This is a genomic window from Fictibacillus sp. NPDC058756, assembly GCF_042746035.1.
Classification (GTDB): domain Bacteria; phylum Bacillota; class Bacilli; order Bacillales; family Fictibacillaceae; genus Fictibacillus.
In genome coordinates this window covers 1,010,333-1,025,466 of record NZ_JBHYPU010000001.1, presented here as the reverse complement: position 1 = coordinate 1,025,466, position 15,134 = coordinate 1,010,333, and the positions used below count along the sequence as shown (strand labels likewise).

The 15,134-nt window shown below is 38.1% G+C and carries 16 protein-coding genes, 1 pseudogene and 1 riboswitch; of the genes and pseudogenes, 5 read left to right on the top strand and 12 right to left on the bottom strand.

The annotated features are described in order from the left end of the window. The first annotated feature begins 66 nt into the window (after positions 1 to 66). The gene (locus ACFW35_RS05125) at positions 67 to 642 is read left to right on the top strand and encodes a DNA-3-methyladenine glycosylase (protein WP_379844239.1); all 576 of its coding nucleotides are present in this window, start codon (positions 67 to 69) and stop codon (positions 640 to 642) included. On the opposite strand, the gene ACFW35_RS05120 is transcribed toward ACFW35_RS05125, so the two are convergent. Both ACFW35_RS05120 and ACFW35_RS05115 read right to left on the bottom strand, forming a co-directional pair. Then, the gene (locus ACFW35_RS05120; protein WP_379844237.1) at positions 639 to 1,322 is read right to left on the bottom strand and encodes a hypothetical protein; all 684 of its coding nucleotides are present in this window, start codon (positions 1,320 to 1,322) and stop codon (positions 639 to 641) included. The two genes, ACFW35_RS05125 and ACFW35_RS05120, sit on opposite strands and share 4 nt — an antisense overlap. Before the next feature lie 150 nt (positions 1,323 to 1,472). Beyond that, positions 1,473 to 1,640: pseudogene (locus ACFW35_RS05115) on the bottom strand (cation:dicarboxylate symporter family transporter); the annotation flags it as partial. Positions 1,641 to 1,671: 31 nt separating this feature from the next. Next, positions 1,672 to 1,833: riboswitch (cyclic di-AMP (ydaO/yuaA leader) on the bottom strand. Positions 1,834 to 2,009: 176 nt separating this feature from the next. On the opposite strand from ACFW35_RS05115, the gene ACFW35_RS05110 reads away from it, so the two are divergent. After that, the gene (locus tag ACFW35_RS05110; protein ID WP_077359415.1) at positions 2,010 to 2,204 is read left to right on the top strand and encodes a hypothetical protein; all 195 of its coding nucleotides are present in this window, start codon (positions 2,010 to 2,012) and stop codon (positions 2,202 to 2,204) included. A 35-nt stretch (positions 2,205 to 2,239) separates the two neighbouring features. Here ACFW35_RS05110 and ACFW35_RS05105 read toward each other — a convergent pair whose 3' ends face one another. Together ACFW35_RS05105 and ACFW35_RS05100 are read right to left on the bottom strand one after the other, a co-directional pair. Further along, positions 2,240 to 2,965, bottom strand: coding sequence for a GDSL-type esterase/lipase family protein (locus tag ACFW35_RS05105; protein WP_379844236.1), 726 nt, complete (start codon positions 2,963 to 2,965; stop codon positions 2,240 to 2,242). A gap of 74 nt (positions 2,966 to 3,039) precedes the next feature. Further along, a complete protein-coding gene (locus tag ACFW35_RS05100) occupies positions 3,040 to 3,198 on the bottom strand; it encodes a hypothetical protein (protein ID WP_165389362.1) in 159 nt (52 codons plus the stop codon). 135 nt (positions 3,199 to 3,333) lie between these two features. Here ACFW35_RS05100 and ACFW35_RS05095 point away from each other — a divergent pair, with 135 nt between their 5' ends. Next, complete coding sequence (locus ACFW35_RS05095; RefSeq protein ID WP_379844234.1) at positions 3,334 to 4,035, top strand: TrkA C-terminal domain-containing protein; 702 nt, start codon at positions 3,334 to 3,336, stop codon at positions 4,033 to 4,035. Positions 4,036 to 4,064: 29 nt separating this feature from the next. Here the strand turns inward: ACFW35_RS05095 and ACFW35_RS05090 are convergent, their stop codons facing one another. From ACFW35_RS05090 to ACFW35_RS05080, 3 genes are all read right to left on the bottom strand, one after another. Continuing rightward, positions 4,065 to 6,716, bottom strand: a complete 2,652-nt coding sequence (locus ACFW35_RS05090) for an EAL domain-containing protein (RefSeq protein ID WP_379844232.1) — start codon at positions 6,714 to 6,716, stop codon at positions 4,065 to 4,067. Positions 6,717 to 6,914: 198 nt separating this feature from the next. Continuing rightward, positions 6,915 to 7,142, bottom strand: coding sequence for a hypothetical protein (locus ACFW35_RS05085; protein WP_156774284.1), 228 nt, complete (start codon positions 7,140 to 7,142; stop codon positions 6,915 to 6,917). Between the two features lie 219 nt (positions 7,143 to 7,361). Then, positions 7,362 to 8,006, bottom strand: a complete 645-nt coding sequence (locus ACFW35_RS05080) for an exonuclease domain-containing protein (protein WP_379844230.1) — start codon at positions 8,004 to 8,006, stop codon at positions 7,362 to 7,364. Positions 8,007 to 8,541: 535 nt separating this feature from the next. Here ACFW35_RS05080 and ACFW35_RS05075 point away from each other — a divergent pair. Both ACFW35_RS05075 and ACFW35_RS05070 read left to right on the top strand, forming a co-directional pair. Continuing rightward, positions 8,542 to 9,204, top strand: a complete 663-nt coding sequence (locus ACFW35_RS05075; RefSeq protein WP_379844228.1) for a hypothetical protein — start codon at positions 8,542 to 8,544, stop codon at positions 9,202 to 9,204. Positions 9,205 to 9,329: 125 nt separating this feature from the next. After that, on the top strand, positions 9,330 to 9,506 hold the full coding sequence (locus ACFW35_RS05070) for a YjcZ family sporulation protein (protein WP_379844227.1): 177 nt from the start codon (positions 9,330 to 9,332) through the stop codon (positions 9,504 to 9,506). A 43-nt stretch (positions 9,507 to 9,549) separates the two neighbouring features. On the opposite strand, the gene nagE is transcribed toward ACFW35_RS05070, so the two are convergent. The 5 genes from nagE to ACFW35_RS05045 are packed head-to-tail and all read right to left on the bottom strand — an operon-like array spanning position 9,550 to position 15,129. After that, positions 9,550 to 10,959: an N-acetylglucosamine-specific PTS transporter subunit IIBC gene (nagE, locus tag ACFW35_RS05065; RefSeq protein ID WP_379844225.1), complete on the bottom strand. Its 1,410-nt coding sequence runs from the start codon at positions 10,957 to 10,959 to the stop codon at positions 9,550 to 9,552. 15 nt (positions 10,960 to 10,974) lie between these two features. After that, positions 10,975 to 11,880 (bottom strand): N-acetylmuramic acid 6-phosphate etherase, encoded by a 906-nt coding sequence (gene murQ, locus ACFW35_RS05060; RefSeq protein WP_379844223.1) that lies wholly within the window; start codon positions 11,878 to 11,880, stop codon positions 10,975 to 10,977. 40 nt (positions 11,881 to 11,920) lie between these two features. Then, the gene (locus ACFW35_RS05055) at positions 11,921 to 12,967 is read right to left on the bottom strand and encodes a DUF871 domain-containing protein (RefSeq protein ID WP_379844221.1); all 1,047 of its coding nucleotides are present in this window, start codon (positions 12,965 to 12,967) and stop codon (positions 11,921 to 11,923) included. Positions 12,968 to 12,984: 17 nt separating this feature from the next. Beyond that, positions 12,985 to 14,358, bottom strand: coding sequence for a PTS transporter subunit EIIC (locus ACFW35_RS05050; RefSeq protein ID WP_379844220.1), 1,374 nt, complete (start codon positions 14,356 to 14,358; stop codon positions 12,985 to 12,987). 51 nt (positions 14,359 to 14,409) lie between these two features. Continuing rightward, positions 14,410 to 15,129 (bottom strand): GntR family transcriptional regulator, encoded by a 720-nt coding sequence (locus ACFW35_RS05045; protein ID WP_379844218.1) that lies wholly within the window; start codon positions 15,127 to 15,129, stop codon positions 14,410 to 14,412. Positions 15,130 to 15,134: the final 5 nt, after the last annotated feature.

The window sequence follows — 15,134 nt, the reverse complement described above, 5'->3', positions numbered from 1 at the left end:
ATAATACAAATTCTATAGGTTATTTTACTAATATCATGCTCATGTCATACATAATAGGAGAAAAATATGGATTTATGGAATCTGCCAACATTAGACCTGGCAAAAAGACTTCTTGGGATGGAACTTATTCATAAAAATCGAGATGGTTTAACTTCTGGCATAATTGTCGAAACGGAAGCTTATTTAGGGCCTGAAGACCGGGCCGCCCATTCTTTTGGAAACCGGAGAACCCCAAGAACTGAAGTCATGTTCCATGAAGCAGGAACAATTTATACCTATTTCATATATGGCATGCATGTTTGCTTCAATATTGTGACCGGTCCGCTAGACAAACCCGAAGCAATCTTAATTAGAGCTATTCAGCCTGTCAAAGGAATAGAAATCATGAAGGAAAGAAGAGACGGAGTGAAAAAAGAGGTTCAGCTCACAAATGGTCCTGGCAAGCTTTCAAAAAGTATGGGGTTTTCGCTGGAGCATTCCGGTCAAAAAATTGATACGTGCGGAATAAGAATTAAAGAAAAAATTGAGATCCAGCCACATGAAATAGAGTCCGGACCAAGGATAGGCATTCAATATGCGGAAGAGGCTGTATATTTCCCCTATCGTTTTTGGATAAAAAACAACCCTTACGTATCGCGTTAATACGTAGGGTTGCTTTCATTGATAGATACAGCTGCATCATCCTGAATTAAGTCAACAGCTGCAGTCCTGTTCGTCTCTTGAATCCATGCAAGATGGTAATAGGTCTGCTTTTTCATGGAAACATATTTTGATTGCATGATAAAAAGCCACGCAAGTAAGAATAAGACAGTTTTTAAAACACTTTCTCCCGTAAAACTTACAGAATTGATAGGGAGTACATTTGCTGCAACACTCGAAAGAAATCCTGTAAAAAGAGCTGCCAATAAAAATAAAGGCTGATTATTTCTTAGGAATCTCATTCGCTGCTGCAAGTTAGTCTGAATAAAAAGTCGCTCTTGTAAATTAAACTGTAAATATCGGCTTTTAGCCGCTTTCGCATTTGCTACTAACCCTTTAGATCGGTCTGTTTGCCAAAGAGTCTTTATAAAGAGACTAAATTCGATATCACGGGCAGGTTCCCTGACCATCTTACGGTGAATGAAATTATGAGCCTGATAAAAAGTAATAGCTTTATATAATATCTCCAAGATTATGTAACCTGTTATTACAGTTAAAGCAAACACGAACCAAAAAGAATTCATACTGCTTTCCACTAACTCAACAATGGGATTAATGAAGGTTTGCAGCTGCACCAAAATAACTTTTCCAGCAAGTACTATTAATTCAAGCCATTTTTCCAAAAATATCACTCCGAAACATCATTATGTATTATTCTATTTTAACATGAAGTTCTGTTTATGCTTACATTTATTTACTCATTTTTACTAAACTAGGGATTTTGGCATAAATAAAAAGCCGCAGGAAATTCCTCCGGCTCGTAAATATTTTTATTAAGCAGTTGCTTCTTCTTTTCTTTCCCCAACATGCTTATCTTCACCTTTGTCAACGATAACTGCACAAGCAGCATCTCCAGTGATATTAACTGCTGTTCTAAGCATATCCAATAGACGTTCTACTCCTAAAATCAATGCGATACCTTCTACTGAGTGGGGTACACTGCAACACATAGACTTAGCCCATGTATATAAGCTCTCTCTCCAAAAACGCTTACGAGGTTTGCTGTCGATTAGGGAATTGAGAGTTATCCCTTCTGCTTTTAACAAATTCATCCCAAGGCTTTAGTGCCAAAGTGTGGTTCCCCCGCTTCTTTTAAATTCAGAATAGAACAAAAGAATTCAGCAAATCATATTAACATGCTTTAATCTTTTCAACATACATAAAAATTTGTCAGGATTTCTGAACATGCATATTTATTCCATTTAAATGTTTCATCATGAAGGTTTTTCCAAAACTTCTTTTCTACCCCATAAGCATGAACAAATAAGCGAATTATGTAAAAGGTTCTATTTTTCAGGGAGGTATTGTAAATGAAGATCGTATTTTATGAAAAAGGTGATTTAAGCATTATCGTTGGTGCTTCAAAATTAAAAGGTGAATTAACAATTGAGCAGATAAAAAATGAAAGTGAAAAAAAGGCTAAAGAACTTGGTGAGTTATTAGGCCGAGAAATTGGATTCCTAATTGACATGAACGGCAAATTGGATGCTCAATTTAAAAAATAGCATGAAGAAAGCTGACCAAATTGGTCAGCTTTTTATTATGGCTTCCACTGATTATAAACCCAGTTCCCCATTTTATAATAACCTCTTCGATTCGGATGCAAAGTATCTGCAAAATACATGTCTTTCTCGATATTTTCATAAAGTTCATACGTAGAGATGTATTTCGTTAATGTGCTTTCTTTGCTCGCTTCAATAATTGCTTCATTCCACGAACGTATACTTTCAGGAGCTTTTGTATCATACTCTTCGCCAAAATATGGATTATATAAACCCAAAACATATACTTGTGCAAAAGAGTTGTTTTCCCTAATGACAGCAAGTGTTTTACTTAAATTGTTGCGCAGCTTTTCCTTTCCAAGCAGAAGCGGCTGCTGCGGAAGCTGGCGGAAGTTCCAGCCAGCGGCATGTCTAAAATCATTTGTACCTATAAATACAAACACATATTCAGCCTGTTTAAGGGCTTTTATTACGACACCATTGTCCAATTGACGTAAAAGCTGGTCTGATCTTTGTCCGCTGATCCCAAAATTATTAACAATTACATTTCTCCCAGTTTGCTTTTGGATATTTTGACGTACAACGCCAATATATCCTGTCTTTGAAGGATCCCCTACCCCATACGTTAATGAATCACCCAGAGCGACTATTTTTATTGTCTTTGTCTTATTAGCACCTTCTGTTTTTCCTACTTGAAATATGGCAAATAGAAGGATGGCAAGAATCGCCCCTCCAATTAACCACTTTTTTGACACTTTCCTCACATTACGTCCTCAATTCTAGTTATGGTTTTATTACTTTTTACCATATTGAAGGAAAATATCAAGTAATGAATGTGCTATTTAATACGATAATCTTCTGAAGTTTGCGGTGCATCTTCCCAAAGATGATCTTTATCATAATGATAGGTGTCCTTTTTCACGAATGAATGTATGAGCAAAGCCACTCCTCCGCATAATAGTCCTGCCGGTAATAAGGCAATCAGAAAGCCTGTCATCTTAATCCCCTCCTGTACAAAACTATATGTGAAGCATCAAATTTTTATGAAAGGGCAAAAAAAAGGGATATCAAATAATTATATATAGATTTTTAGGGTATATAGCTATAGAAAGTATAAGTCGGAGGTGCCTTCGTGGGTTTTGTGTTTACTTTACTTTATTTTGCAATTATTGCAGTCGTAATTGAAATTAATGTACTTTTATTTACACTTACAGGATTAAAAAAAGAAATAGCCCGTTTCCAGGTAATCTCTATGTTCACTGCAACAGGGTTCACTACAGGAGAATCAGAACTAATATTAGAACATCCAATCAGAAGAAGACTGAGCACTTTTCTTATTCTTTTCGGTGTTTTCTCTCTTGCTGTAATCATTTCTGCGATTAGCAATATATTATCTGATGAGTTTCGCTCTATTGAACTTGGGATGATTACATTGGTTCTTATAGGACTCTACCTCATTCTGAGTATTCCGAAGTTTAAACGTTATTTGGTGAAATCGTTTGAAGGACATCTTGAAAAACAATACAATCTAGCTGATCTGCCTCTGCGTGATGTGATGTATTTTGATGAAGATGACGTCGTGATTGAACTGCCAATCCATAAAAACTCATCAGTCATCGGCAAGAAATTAAAAGACGTTATTGAAATGGAAGATGACATGCTGGTGTTATTTATTAAACGCGGTGATGTTACATTAAGAAAAGATAGCTATACAACTGAAATCCAAGAAGGAGATATGATTTTCCTGTACGGAAATCAAAACTCCCTTACAAAAAGGTTTAAAAAAGAAATGGAAGAACTAAAAGAAAAAACAGAAAAAGAAAAGAAAAGGTAAAAAAGGAGCTATAAAGCCCCTTTTTTCATTTAAACTGTAATAGGTTTGTTTGCTTTTACCTCAGTCATATGATTGATAATCAACAACTCAATTTTTTTAGCTTCCATCGGCCGGCAAGTATAAAATCCTTGTATTTCATTGCAGTTCTTCTCTTTTAAATAATTATATTGTTCTTCCGTTTCAACGCCTTCTGCTACAACGTTCATTTTTAATGAGTGAGCTAAAGTGATGATGGCAGTAGCAATGGCAGAATCATCTGTTTCCGTGCCAATACCTCTAATAAATGATTGATCGATCTTTAATGTATCAATATGAAATTTCTTTAAATACCCCATTGAGGAATAGCCCGTCCCGAAATCATCCAGCGCAAAATGCACACCCATTTTTTTTAATTGCTCGATGGAGTAAAGTATAGTTTCTTCATACTTCATTAATGTACTTTCAGTAATCTCAAGCTCTACAAATTCCGGAGGCAAACCCGTTTCCTTCAGAACCGATTGAATAGATGAAACAAGATCTCTTTGCAAAAATTGCCTAGCAGACAGATTTATCGCGATTCTAACTGGAGGATATCCACTATCCATCCACTCTTTTGTTTGTCTGCATGCTGTGCGAATAACCCATGCTCCTATTTTAGTAATCAGCCCTGTTTCTTCGGCTAAAGGAATAAATTCCCCTGGAGAGATCATCCCCCAGCGCGGATGATTCCATCGTATTAAGGCTTCCAAAGCAATGATAGATGTTCGATCAATTGAAAACCTTGGCTGATAATGAAGCAGCAGTTCATCATTATCAATGGCTCCGTGCAGTTCATTCTCCATAAGCAGTCTTTCATAACTGTTGCTGTCAAGTGTACTTTTATAATATTGATACGTATTTTTACCATCTTCCTTAGCACGGTACATGGCTAGATCTGCATTCTTCAATAATGCTTTCGGATCGTGACCATCAAGGGGAAATATAGAAACTCCTATACTCGCTGTAATATGTATCATTTCGTCCTTAATAAAAATAGGTTCCGAAAATATTTCTAGAAGGTTAGTCATTTTCTGCTTAAGCTTCTCTTCGTTTATATCTTCAAGAATGATTGTAAATTCATCTCCGCTCATACGGTACACTCTGCCAAAACCTCTAGTAAACATTTTTAATCTTAAAGAAACTTCTTTTAAGACGAGGTCGCCAAAAGAGTGCCCGAGTGAATCATTAATAAATTTAAAACGATCCAAGTCTAAAAACAGGACTCCCAGCTGCTGGCTCTTATTTTCCGCGTTTCGTATATGACCTTCAAATTCTTCTGTAAATGACCTTCGATTTGACAAGCCTGTAAGCTGGTCCTGATAAGCCATCTTTTTAATAAGTTCTTCGTGTTTATTTCTTTCAGTAATATCTCTTGCCACAACAACAATGTTCTCAATATCACCTGATTCTTTCAAGACTGGCATGGCCCTGGCTTCAATCGTTATGTAATGCCCATTTGCGTGAAGATAACGGAACTGAACTTCTGACGGCTTTTTAACTTTTAAAAGAACTCTAAATTTATCAGATACCGCGGGAATATCTTCCGGATGTGTATAGGTCAGAAAAGAGTTTCCCAAATTGGCTTCTTCTCCAAAAATAAGCTTGTAAGAAGGTGACGTATACTTAACCTTTCCGCTCGTATCAAGTGTGACGATTAGGTCTGTTACATTTTCAGTCATCGCTCTGAATTTAGCTTCACTTTTTCGAAGCGCCTCTTCTTTTTGCTTTTGTTCAATCGCTAAACCTGCGAGATGCGTAAACGCTTCCATTGTTCCCCATTCTTTTTCGTCAGGAGAAGTAGGTGCTTTAAAGTAAACGGCTAAGATTCCAAGCAGCTGATTTGAAGAAGAAAGAATCGGATTGCTCCAGCAGGCTCTTACTCCATGCTGCAAAGCCATTCGTTTCTTTTTATCATTTTTCAATTCCTTCTCTATGTCAATTAAAATAACTGGCTGGTATGTAAACGCCGCTCTGCCGCAGCTCTCTTCAGCAGAGCTTATTTCAATCTGATGTATATCTTGAATGAATGATTCAGACAGATTTGCAGAATAGACGTACTCAAGTCTTTTATCCCGCTCATTAGCCAAATGGATACAAACTTCTGATTGTGGCATCGCTGCTTCGAAATTTAAAGAAATGGCTTTAAACACATCCTGCAAGCTGCTTCCTTTCGCAATCATTTCTAATATTAATTTTTGGCCGATAAGCAAAGATTCAGCATTTTTTTGTTCTGCATATAGGATACGATATTGTTCTTCAGATCTTTCTAGTTTTTCTGCGATGTTTTTGGTTTCAGTAACGTCTTTAACAGATGCTAATAAATGTGTGCACTCGCCATGTTGATTATGTATAGGGGTTAAGCATGTCACGGCTGTTTGCCGCATACCCTTATGGAACGTTTCTGTCTCAAACTGAATCGATTCTTCGGAGAATACAGTTTGTTCATAGACCGCTTGCAGTTCTTCAGCTAGTTTCCTATCAAGTACCTCGTCCATAAACTTGCCAATAACATCTCTCTTGATCCCAGCATATTTAAGAGCTGAATCATTTGCTGCTGCATATTGAAATCTCTTTCCTTCATCCAATACTTTCATTAAAAACATCATATCGAGAAATCCATTAAATAATGTGTTGATCTCTGTTTGATCTTCTATCCGAAACATACTTTAGTCTCCCCGATAATTAAGTTGACAACTTTCAAAAAATTCTAATTTCTACTATAAGTATATAAAATTGTTAATTTTTTTACCATAAAAATTAAAACAACCCCCAAAGCCAATAGAAGATCTTCGAAAAAGTAGAAAGTAAATAAAAAAAGAACCTCTTCGGGGAGGTCCTTTTGGTGTTGCCGTCTTAAATTTTCATCCTACTTCTTTAACAGTCATTGGAACAAATGATAATAACAAAGAAATGATGTTATTAATTTGTTCTGGAGTAATATGTATTCCATCGTTAGCTAATAATTCTTCTTTAAGACGTATGATCCTATCCACTTCTTCTAGCCGCGCATCACTCAAGCAATAATCAATTGTATTTAATAACTCCAGCAACTGATTATTTTTATTGGTAATGTAATATGTAGTGTTCACCAATAAACACCCCCCACTATCATTATTATCGAAACTAAGGTCATTTTCCTACAAAAACAATTCGTCAAATGACGACATATCTTACTTTATATGGATTTTAACCCATTATACCTAATGCTTTTTGTCGAAACGAGTCGTATTTTCAGGAACAAAGTCCTATTATCAAATCTTTTGTTAACTTACATTTTTTAGAAGTTTACACATCTTCGTGTAATTACTTTAGTTAAATAACTTTGATAATGAAGCAAATGGAGAAATTTCCTCTTCAGCTTTTGTTTTATATACTAGTTTTTCAGGTTCAAAGAGTTTAGATTCCATGTAGGAAGCCGGATTCATTGTAAACTCTACATTATTGAAAATCTTTTGAAGGATTTTAGCTGTATTAATTGCGTCATCTAACGCCCGATGCTTAGATCCCACATATGATAGTTCCAATGCTTGAAGTGCACGTGATAATCCGTAGCGAAAACCTTTTCCACTATCATGCAGCATACTGAAATGGAATTGCAGATCATTGTGATTTATAATCCATTCAATATCTGTCTGATGAAAAGTAGAATCTGTTATGAGAGCCCATTTATCCTCAGGTCCCCAGGAGCATAAATAATAGTCTTCTAAGCCTATCCATGCTCGAAAGCTTTCAATGGCTTCAGTGTAAGAAGGAGCAGAAATTAAATCTTTTTTTGTTATACCTGTAAGGTTTGTGATGCGTGTATTTAATTTATCCATTTTCGGCTGAACAAAGGATTGAAACGTATCAAGATGCATAAGTTCTCCATTTACTACCTTCATACGTATTGCACCAATCTCAATAATTTCAGACAAACGGTTAGTCATTTCTAAATCATAGACAATATATTGCATCCTCCACCACACCTGCCTTTCATCATATCGCCCTTTTGGTGAATGTCTACTATTATTGTAGATGATTTGTTAACAAAATGAAATATTTCCATGGTTTTTATTAATTGCAAGCTGATATAATTGCTATGTCTTCTTATTTAGCTTCTTCGTTAACATTATTTTATGATTATGATCAGCTTACATGTCACCTATTCTCCATTCGTAAATGTTTATTAATCTGCCAAACTTTTCATTTTCAATTTACTTTTTCTTTTGTTAACATTATTGTTGTCTATTTTATGAAAAGGCCGTTTTCTTGAACTTTGTTGCTCTTGGAAGTGTTGATTTCCGTTCCAGGTGCTCGCTTTCCGGGGGGTGTGCGGTGAGCCTCCTCTGCGCTTTGCGCATTTAGGAGTCTCACCTGTCCCACTAATCCCCCAGGAGTCTCGCGCCTTTCACTCCTATCAACTTATCAATGAAGTGGAAGAACGAACTCATAAGTAACATTCTTTTTGAAAAGAACCAAAAAATCGAAATACATAATGAGGGATCTATAATGAAAAAACTAATAATACTATTAATATGTGCTGTGCTTTTAACCCTCTCAGCTTGTTCTAAGGATGATAAACCGAAAGATCAACCAACTGCAGAGACGAAAGCAGAAAATAATAAAGATGAATCTTCTCCGCCTGCCGCTTCAGGCGATGAAGAAGCAGAAGAAACTGCAGCAGCTGATGATTCAGAAAATACTTCAGAAGAAGATGCAACGAACGAAAATCAGGATGAAGAAGAAAAAGATTACTTAACAAGCCATCACCAATTTGTTGCAAGTGAAGTGACAAACCTCTCGGAAAAAGAAGTCAGCAACATGTGGGGAGAACCCGTACGAACTGAAAAAATTCAATTTCGTTATTCTGGAACATCGAACTTCATTCCAGCTGCTGTTAACTATTATCAAAATGAAAAGTTTGCTGTTACTTTTGTTGAAGGAAAAGCCGCTCGTCTTGTTTTTTCGGTAATTGATGAAGAAATCTTATTTGATGATGATAAAACAAAGGCACTAGAATTAGCTGGTCTGCCAACAGATGTTGAAGAAACAACAGATACCGATACAGCTTTTGTATGGAACGATATTGGCGGTGTACATGAGGTAACGATGTTCTCTAAAGGTGAATTTGCAGATTATCTATATATCATTCTAGATGAAGCATATAAGTAAACTACTAAACTGACATTTGGTTTCTATAAATCCGCACCTATCACGTTTCTATGCTTATCCTGTCTGCATAAAATGGGATGAGGAGAGAAATCGGCTTCTCATTGTGCAAGAAGAGGAGTGAAACCATGTCGTCGAGAAAGTACTGTTCTGATAGCTTTACGCTTTATGTGGTACTATTCGTGCTGCTCATTATTGTCGGAGCCGTTTCGTACAACGGGAATTGCTGCGTATATTCGTATCCATGTCCTTACCCATACTCATATGCTGCAAATGTACCGGTAAGCGGTTATTGGAACGCTTAATTGAGAAAAAACACCATTCCTTTGGGAACGGTGTTTTCTTTTATTACAGCTTATCTCTCATACTGTCTGCAATTGGCTCAACTTCTGCTCCCACTACTACTTGGATGTTTTGATTATTAAGTTTTATTAAACCTTTTGATCCAGCTTTTTTGAGAGCTTCTTCATCTACTTTACTAATATCCTTGATTTGCAGACGTAATCTAGTAATACAGTTATCAAGCTGAACGATGTTCTCATTGCCGCCCAGTGCTGCAAGATATGCTTCCGCGGCCGTATCATATTTGGAATCGGCTGCTGTACCCGTTGCTGCTGCTTCGGCCACGATTGTTTCTTCATCTTCTCTTCCTGGTGTTTTAAGATCTAATTTTACGATCAAATAACGGAAGATTACATAATACACTGCAAAGTACACTGCACCGATCGGAAGTAATAACCAGCCATTTTGAGCTTTTCCGATATTTAAGAAATAGTCGATCGCTCCCGCAGAAAACGTGAATCCATGATGGATGTCAAACAATACGGCTACTGACATTGATACAGCTGTTAATACAGCATGGATAACATATAGAAGCGGTGATAAAAACATAAAAGCAAATTCAATCGGCTCAGTAATACCCGTAACAAAGGATGTAAGAGCCATACTTCCCAACATTCCCGCAACTGCTTTTTTACGGTGTTTTTTTGCTGCACTTATCATTGCAAAACAAGCAGCTGGCAATCCGAACATCATTACAGGGAAGAATCCTGCCATATAGAAACCTGCTTTTGGATCATCTGCAAAGAATCTCGCCAAGTCACCTGTAACTGCTTTTCCGTTTTCACCAGTAAACTCACCGAAAACAAACCATAAGAAACTATTTAAAACATGATGAAGCCCGAGCGGTATTAATAAACGGTTAAAGAACCCGAAAATTCCTGCCCCAATGGCTCCAGCACTTGTAATCCATGTACCGACATTTTCTAATCCCATTTGGATATAAGGCCAGATGAAACCGAAAACTAACGCGAGAACGACCATCGTACCTGCTGTAACAATCGGTACAAACCGTTTTCCGCCAAAGAAAGATAACCATTCTGGGAGCTTCGTATTAGAAAATTTATTATATAAGAGCCCTGCTACAACCCCTGCCAGAATACCTCCGAGAACGGACATGTCAAACTTGCCTTCAAAGCCAAGGTTAACTTCGGCAAACTTTACTGCTCCTTCTGTTAAAACAAAATAACCGATGGCACCAGCAAGCCCTGCTGCACCGTTTCCGTCTTTTGCAAGTCCTACTGCAACCCCGATCGCAAATATTAATGCCAAATGACCAAAAATCGCATTACCAGCTGCAGCTAAAAAAGGTATACCTAATAAATCATCCTGGCCAAAACGCAAAATCAAACCCGCTGCCGGAAGAACGGCAATCGGCAGCATAAGTGCACGGCCAATACGCTGTAAAAATCCTAACATCACAACCTACCCCTTTCACTTTTGAGTGTAGTTTTTGATCGCTTCTTTTAATCTTCCATTATGCTGTTCCAGATGTGTTTTTGCTTCATCTGGTGAAACTCCAGTTACTAGCTGAAGGATAGATGCCTTCGTGTTTCCATTCTGTTCTTTTAAAGCTTGTTCTGCTTCCTTTTCTGATACTCCGGCTGCCTCCATAATGATATTTCTGGCACGCTGTTTCAGCTTTGCGTTAGTAGGCTGAACATCAACCATTAGATTGCTGTACACTTTTCCCCATTTGATCATACTTGTTGTACTGATCATATTAAGGACAAGTTTCTGTGCAGTACCTGCCTTCATGCGAGTTGAACCTGTAACCACTTCAGGTCCTGTAACAACCGTAATGCTCGTATCTGCAACATTTTCCATAGGAGAATTAAGGGAACAAACCACTGCAGCTGTAAAGGCTCCTTGATTCTTTGCATATTCCATTGCGCCAAGGCAATAAGGAGTTCTTCCTGATGCGGCAATTGCTACAACAACATCTATTTTAGTTACATTTACTTTTTGTAAATCTTTCTTACCAAGCTCGGAATCGTCTTCTGCTCCTTCAATAGCATGCTGAAGGGCATAATCTCCTCCTGCGATAAGACCAACTACCAAATTTGGATCAGTTCCATATGTCGGCGGACATTCTGATGCATCTAATACACCAAGTCTTCCGCTCGTACCTGCGCCTATATAGATCAGCCTGCCGCCATTTTCAAAAGCCTCGACCACTTTTTCTGCTACCGTGCCAATTTCAGATAATACCGGGGTGATACAGCTGGCTACGCCAAGATCTGCTTCGTGTATTTTTTTGACCACTTCTAAAGTTGAAAGTTCATCAATATTTATTGTGTCTAGGTTTCTTTTTTCTGTAGCCAATTTTGTTAAATCCATCACGTTCTCCCTTCGGTGTTTGTTCATAACTTTTAATCTGCTAATCTAAGAAAATATACTTTTGTCCGCTTCCGATCCATTTCAAAAGTGACTCGCTTTTCTTTCTTACTTTTCCAGCTATATTCACTTTTGGACTGGCCGGAAGAGTCTCTAAACAAATTTGAAGTTCGCCTGAATATCTTCCATACAGCTTATTATCCACCGTAATCCAGCCTCTCTCGAACAAATCAGCGGATGAAGGATCTGGCTCATAGACAGCATCCATTCCCCTCGATTCTACAGATCGTATAACATATTGCGCAGCATCCATCCTATTCGTGTGGATGCTGTTCCAAAAATGCTCATACCCTTTATTAAAAGAAGCATAAATGGGAACTGTACCATCAGCTAAATAGCTAAATCCTTTTGCAGTCCCTTCTGAAAGATTAGGGTCACCGATGCAAATCTTATCCGTGCCAAGTGCACGAAGTTCTAAAGCTGCATCTAAAGGTGGGATATGTCTATGATCCTCAATCGTTGGAAGACCTTCGTGTAAAGGTCCTCTTAATCGATCGTCTCCTGGAACAAATCCCATCGTTCTTATTCCAAAACGATGAAACAATGCATTTCGATCTTTTAATGCTTGTTTAGAAATGCCGGTGAACGGTTTCGGATAAAAGTTATGCCATGCTTCTGATTGATTTGGCATAAGCCCTTCATCCAGAAGTACTGACAGCTGAACTTCATCCATAGTACTGGCGTTCAATCCGATTTTTAAAGAATGGGACAGCCAAGCAATCTGCTTAGCTGTAAACCCATAGTCCATCCTCACTCCAGAAATACCCCAATCTTTTAACAGCGGAAGCTCCTCAAACTTAAGACCGAGCCGCTGAAGTGAAGCTGGCGAAACATCAGCCATAACTTCCATATGAACATCCTGTGCTGTTTCGCCCAGCCATTTAACTTTTTCAACAAAAGAGAATCCTTCTTCTTCTGGAATATGAAGAGAGGTGAAAATGTACTGAAATCCATTTTTAGCCGCCTTCTGAATCCAGTCTTTATTAATAGAATCAGGTTCACTTAAATAAATGGATATACCATAACACAAAAGTCATTCACTCCTGGTTAGATGTCTTTTGCCATGCTTTCTTTAAATCCAAACGTCCATGTGAACAAGAATCCAAAGACGTAAGCAATGACTAATCCTACTAAATAGAGCACCATTTCATTTGGATTCACTAAGAACACAAGCGGTATTCCAGATACACCGATTGCAATTGTTGCCACCTCATAGAATGCCTGGAAAGCTCCGCCTACTGCAGCCCCTAAACATGCTGTTAAGAACGGACGTCCAAGCGGCAGTGTTACACCGAAGATTAATGGCTCACCGATGCCTAGCATACCAACTGGCAGACCGCCTTTAATTACTTTCCGAAGTCGTTGGTTCTTCGTTTTAAAGTAAATGGCAAACGCAGCACCTACTTGACCGGCACCGCCCATTGCAAGGATCGGCAATAACGGGTCATCTCCAATTGTGTTGATAAGCTCCATGTGTACAGGTGTTAAACCTTGGTGAAGTCCTGTTACAACTAATGGCAAGAATGTACCTGCTAAAATAAGTCCAGAGAAAATACCGCCAATATCAATTAAATTCAGCAATCCTTTAGTGATTAGGTCTGACAAGAAGCCTCCTACAGGCTGAAGAACAAAAAGTGTCGCAAAACCAGTAATTAATAACGCAAGTGTAGGTGTAACAATGATATCAATTGATGGATGAACAAACTTTCTGATACGTTTTTCTAAAAATGCAATAAATACAGCTGCAAGCATTACTCCGATTAAACCGCCGCGTCCAGCTACAAGCGGATCTCCAAAAAGGGTAATGTTTGCAAGACCAGGGTTGATGATTAATATCCCAGCTGCACCACCTAATGCAGGTGTTCCTCCAAATTCTTTGGCCGTGTTAATCCCTACAAAAACGGCTAGATAACTAAAAACACCCCAGCCAATCAAACCTAACATTTGTATAAATGCAGATTCTGGATCTGCACCCATTCTTATCGCTACATTTGTAATTCCGGCAATTAAACCTGAAGCGACGATAGCAGGAATTAACGGAATGAAGATACTTGCAATCTTTCTTAAAAATTGTTTAAAAGGCGTAGCATTTTTCTTATTAATGGCATCTTTGTTCATTCGAGCCATCTGCTCTAAGTCCATTGGGTTTGTTTCGTCTACTGAATGAATATTCATACCTGTTTCTTCACTCATAGCAAGTGTGACACGGTTGACGATTCCAGGACCGACAATGATTTGCAATGTATCATCTTCTACGACACCTAAAACCCCATCCACGTCTTTTAAACCTGCTAGGTCTGCTTTTGACGGGTCATGTAAATTCACCCTGATTCTTGTCATACAATGCATCAATGTCTGGATATTGGATGCGCCACCCAGCTTTTCAATGATGCTGTGAGCCATTTGCTGCTCTTTCCCCATTTTTTCCTTCCCCCTTCACGTAAACGCTTTCATTTTTTTATATAAAACGCTTTAGCGCTTCATATCGATCATAAATTTGTATCGGTCCCCGCGATAAACTGAATGGACCACTTCAAGTGGTTTCCCTGTAGTTAAATAGGTCTGCCTTTGAATCAGCAGCACGGGTGCGCCCTTGGCAATCTCCAGAATCTCACTTTCTGCCTCTCGGGCAATGGAAGCTTCTAAACTCTGATTTGCATAATCTATATGGAAGCCTGCATTCTCGACCTGTGAATACAAGGAGCCTTCTTTAATATGAATCTCATTTAAATGAATAAGCTGTACAGGCACAAAAGTTGTTTCGATCGCCATCGGAATATCGTTCGCAAGACGAACACGCTTAATCTCGTAAACTTCTTCGTTTTGTGAAATTTCCAGTGCCTTTGCTAGCTTGTGATTTGCTTCAACCGTTTGAAAGGATACTAGCTTTGATGCAGGTTTATAACCTCTAGCTTTCATATCTTCTGTAAAACTCGTAAGCCCTAATAATTTTTGTTCAATTTTTTTTCCGGAAACGAAAGTTCCTTTACCTTTGCGCCTTGTTAAATATCCGTCATTGACTAGATTGTTGATGGCTTGACGAACAGTCATTCGGCTTACTTCATAATTCTCAGCAAATTCTCTTTCAGAGGAGATCATGCTGCCAGACTCCCATTCTCCTTTATCGATTTTCTGCTTAATCGCCTCTTCTATCTGAAAATAAAGTGGCAGGGGTGATGTTTTATCAATCATAAAAA

Coding starts and splice junctions, on each gene's coding strand:
- ACFW35_RS05125 (WP_379844239.1), top strand. CDS start 67: ATGGATTTATGGAATCTGCCAACATTAGACCTGGCAAAAAGACTTCTT.
- ACFW35_RS05110 (WP_077359415.1), top strand. CDS start 2,010: ATGAAGATCGTATTTTATGAAAAAGGTGATTTAAGCATTATCGTTGGT.
- ACFW35_RS05100 (WP_165389362.1), bottom strand. CDS start 3,198: ATGACAGGCTTTCTGATTGCCTTATTACCGGCAGGACTATTATGCGGA.
- ACFW35_RS05090 (WP_379844232.1), bottom strand. CDS start 6,716: ATGTTTCGGATAGAAGATCAAACAGAGATCAACACATTATTTAATGGA.
- ACFW35_RS05080 (WP_379844230.1), bottom strand. CDS start 8,006: ATGCAATATATTGTCTATGATTTAGAAATGACTAACCGTTTGTCTGAA.
- ACFW35_RS05075 (WP_379844228.1), top strand. CDS start 8,542: ATGAAAAAACTAATAATACTATTAATATGTGCTGTGCTTTTAACCCTC.
- ACFW35_RS05070 (WP_379844227.1), top strand. CDS start 9,330: ATGTCGTCGAGAAAGTACTGTTCTGATAGCTTTACGCTTTATGTGGTA.
- nagE (WP_379844225.1), bottom strand. CDS start 10,959: ATGTTAGGATTTTTACAGCGTATTGGCCGTGCACTTATGCTGCCGATT.
- murQ (WP_379844223.1), bottom strand. CDS start 11,880: ATGGATTTAACAAAATTGGCTACAGAAAAAAGAAACCTAGACACAATA.
- ACFW35_RS05050 (WP_379844220.1), bottom strand. CDS start 14,358: ATGGGGAAAGAGCAGCAAATGGCTCACAGCATCATTGAAAAGCTGGGT.
- ACFW35_RS05045 (WP_379844218.1), bottom strand. CDS start 15,129: ATGATTGATAAAACATCACCCCTGCCACTTTATTTTCAGATAGAAGAG.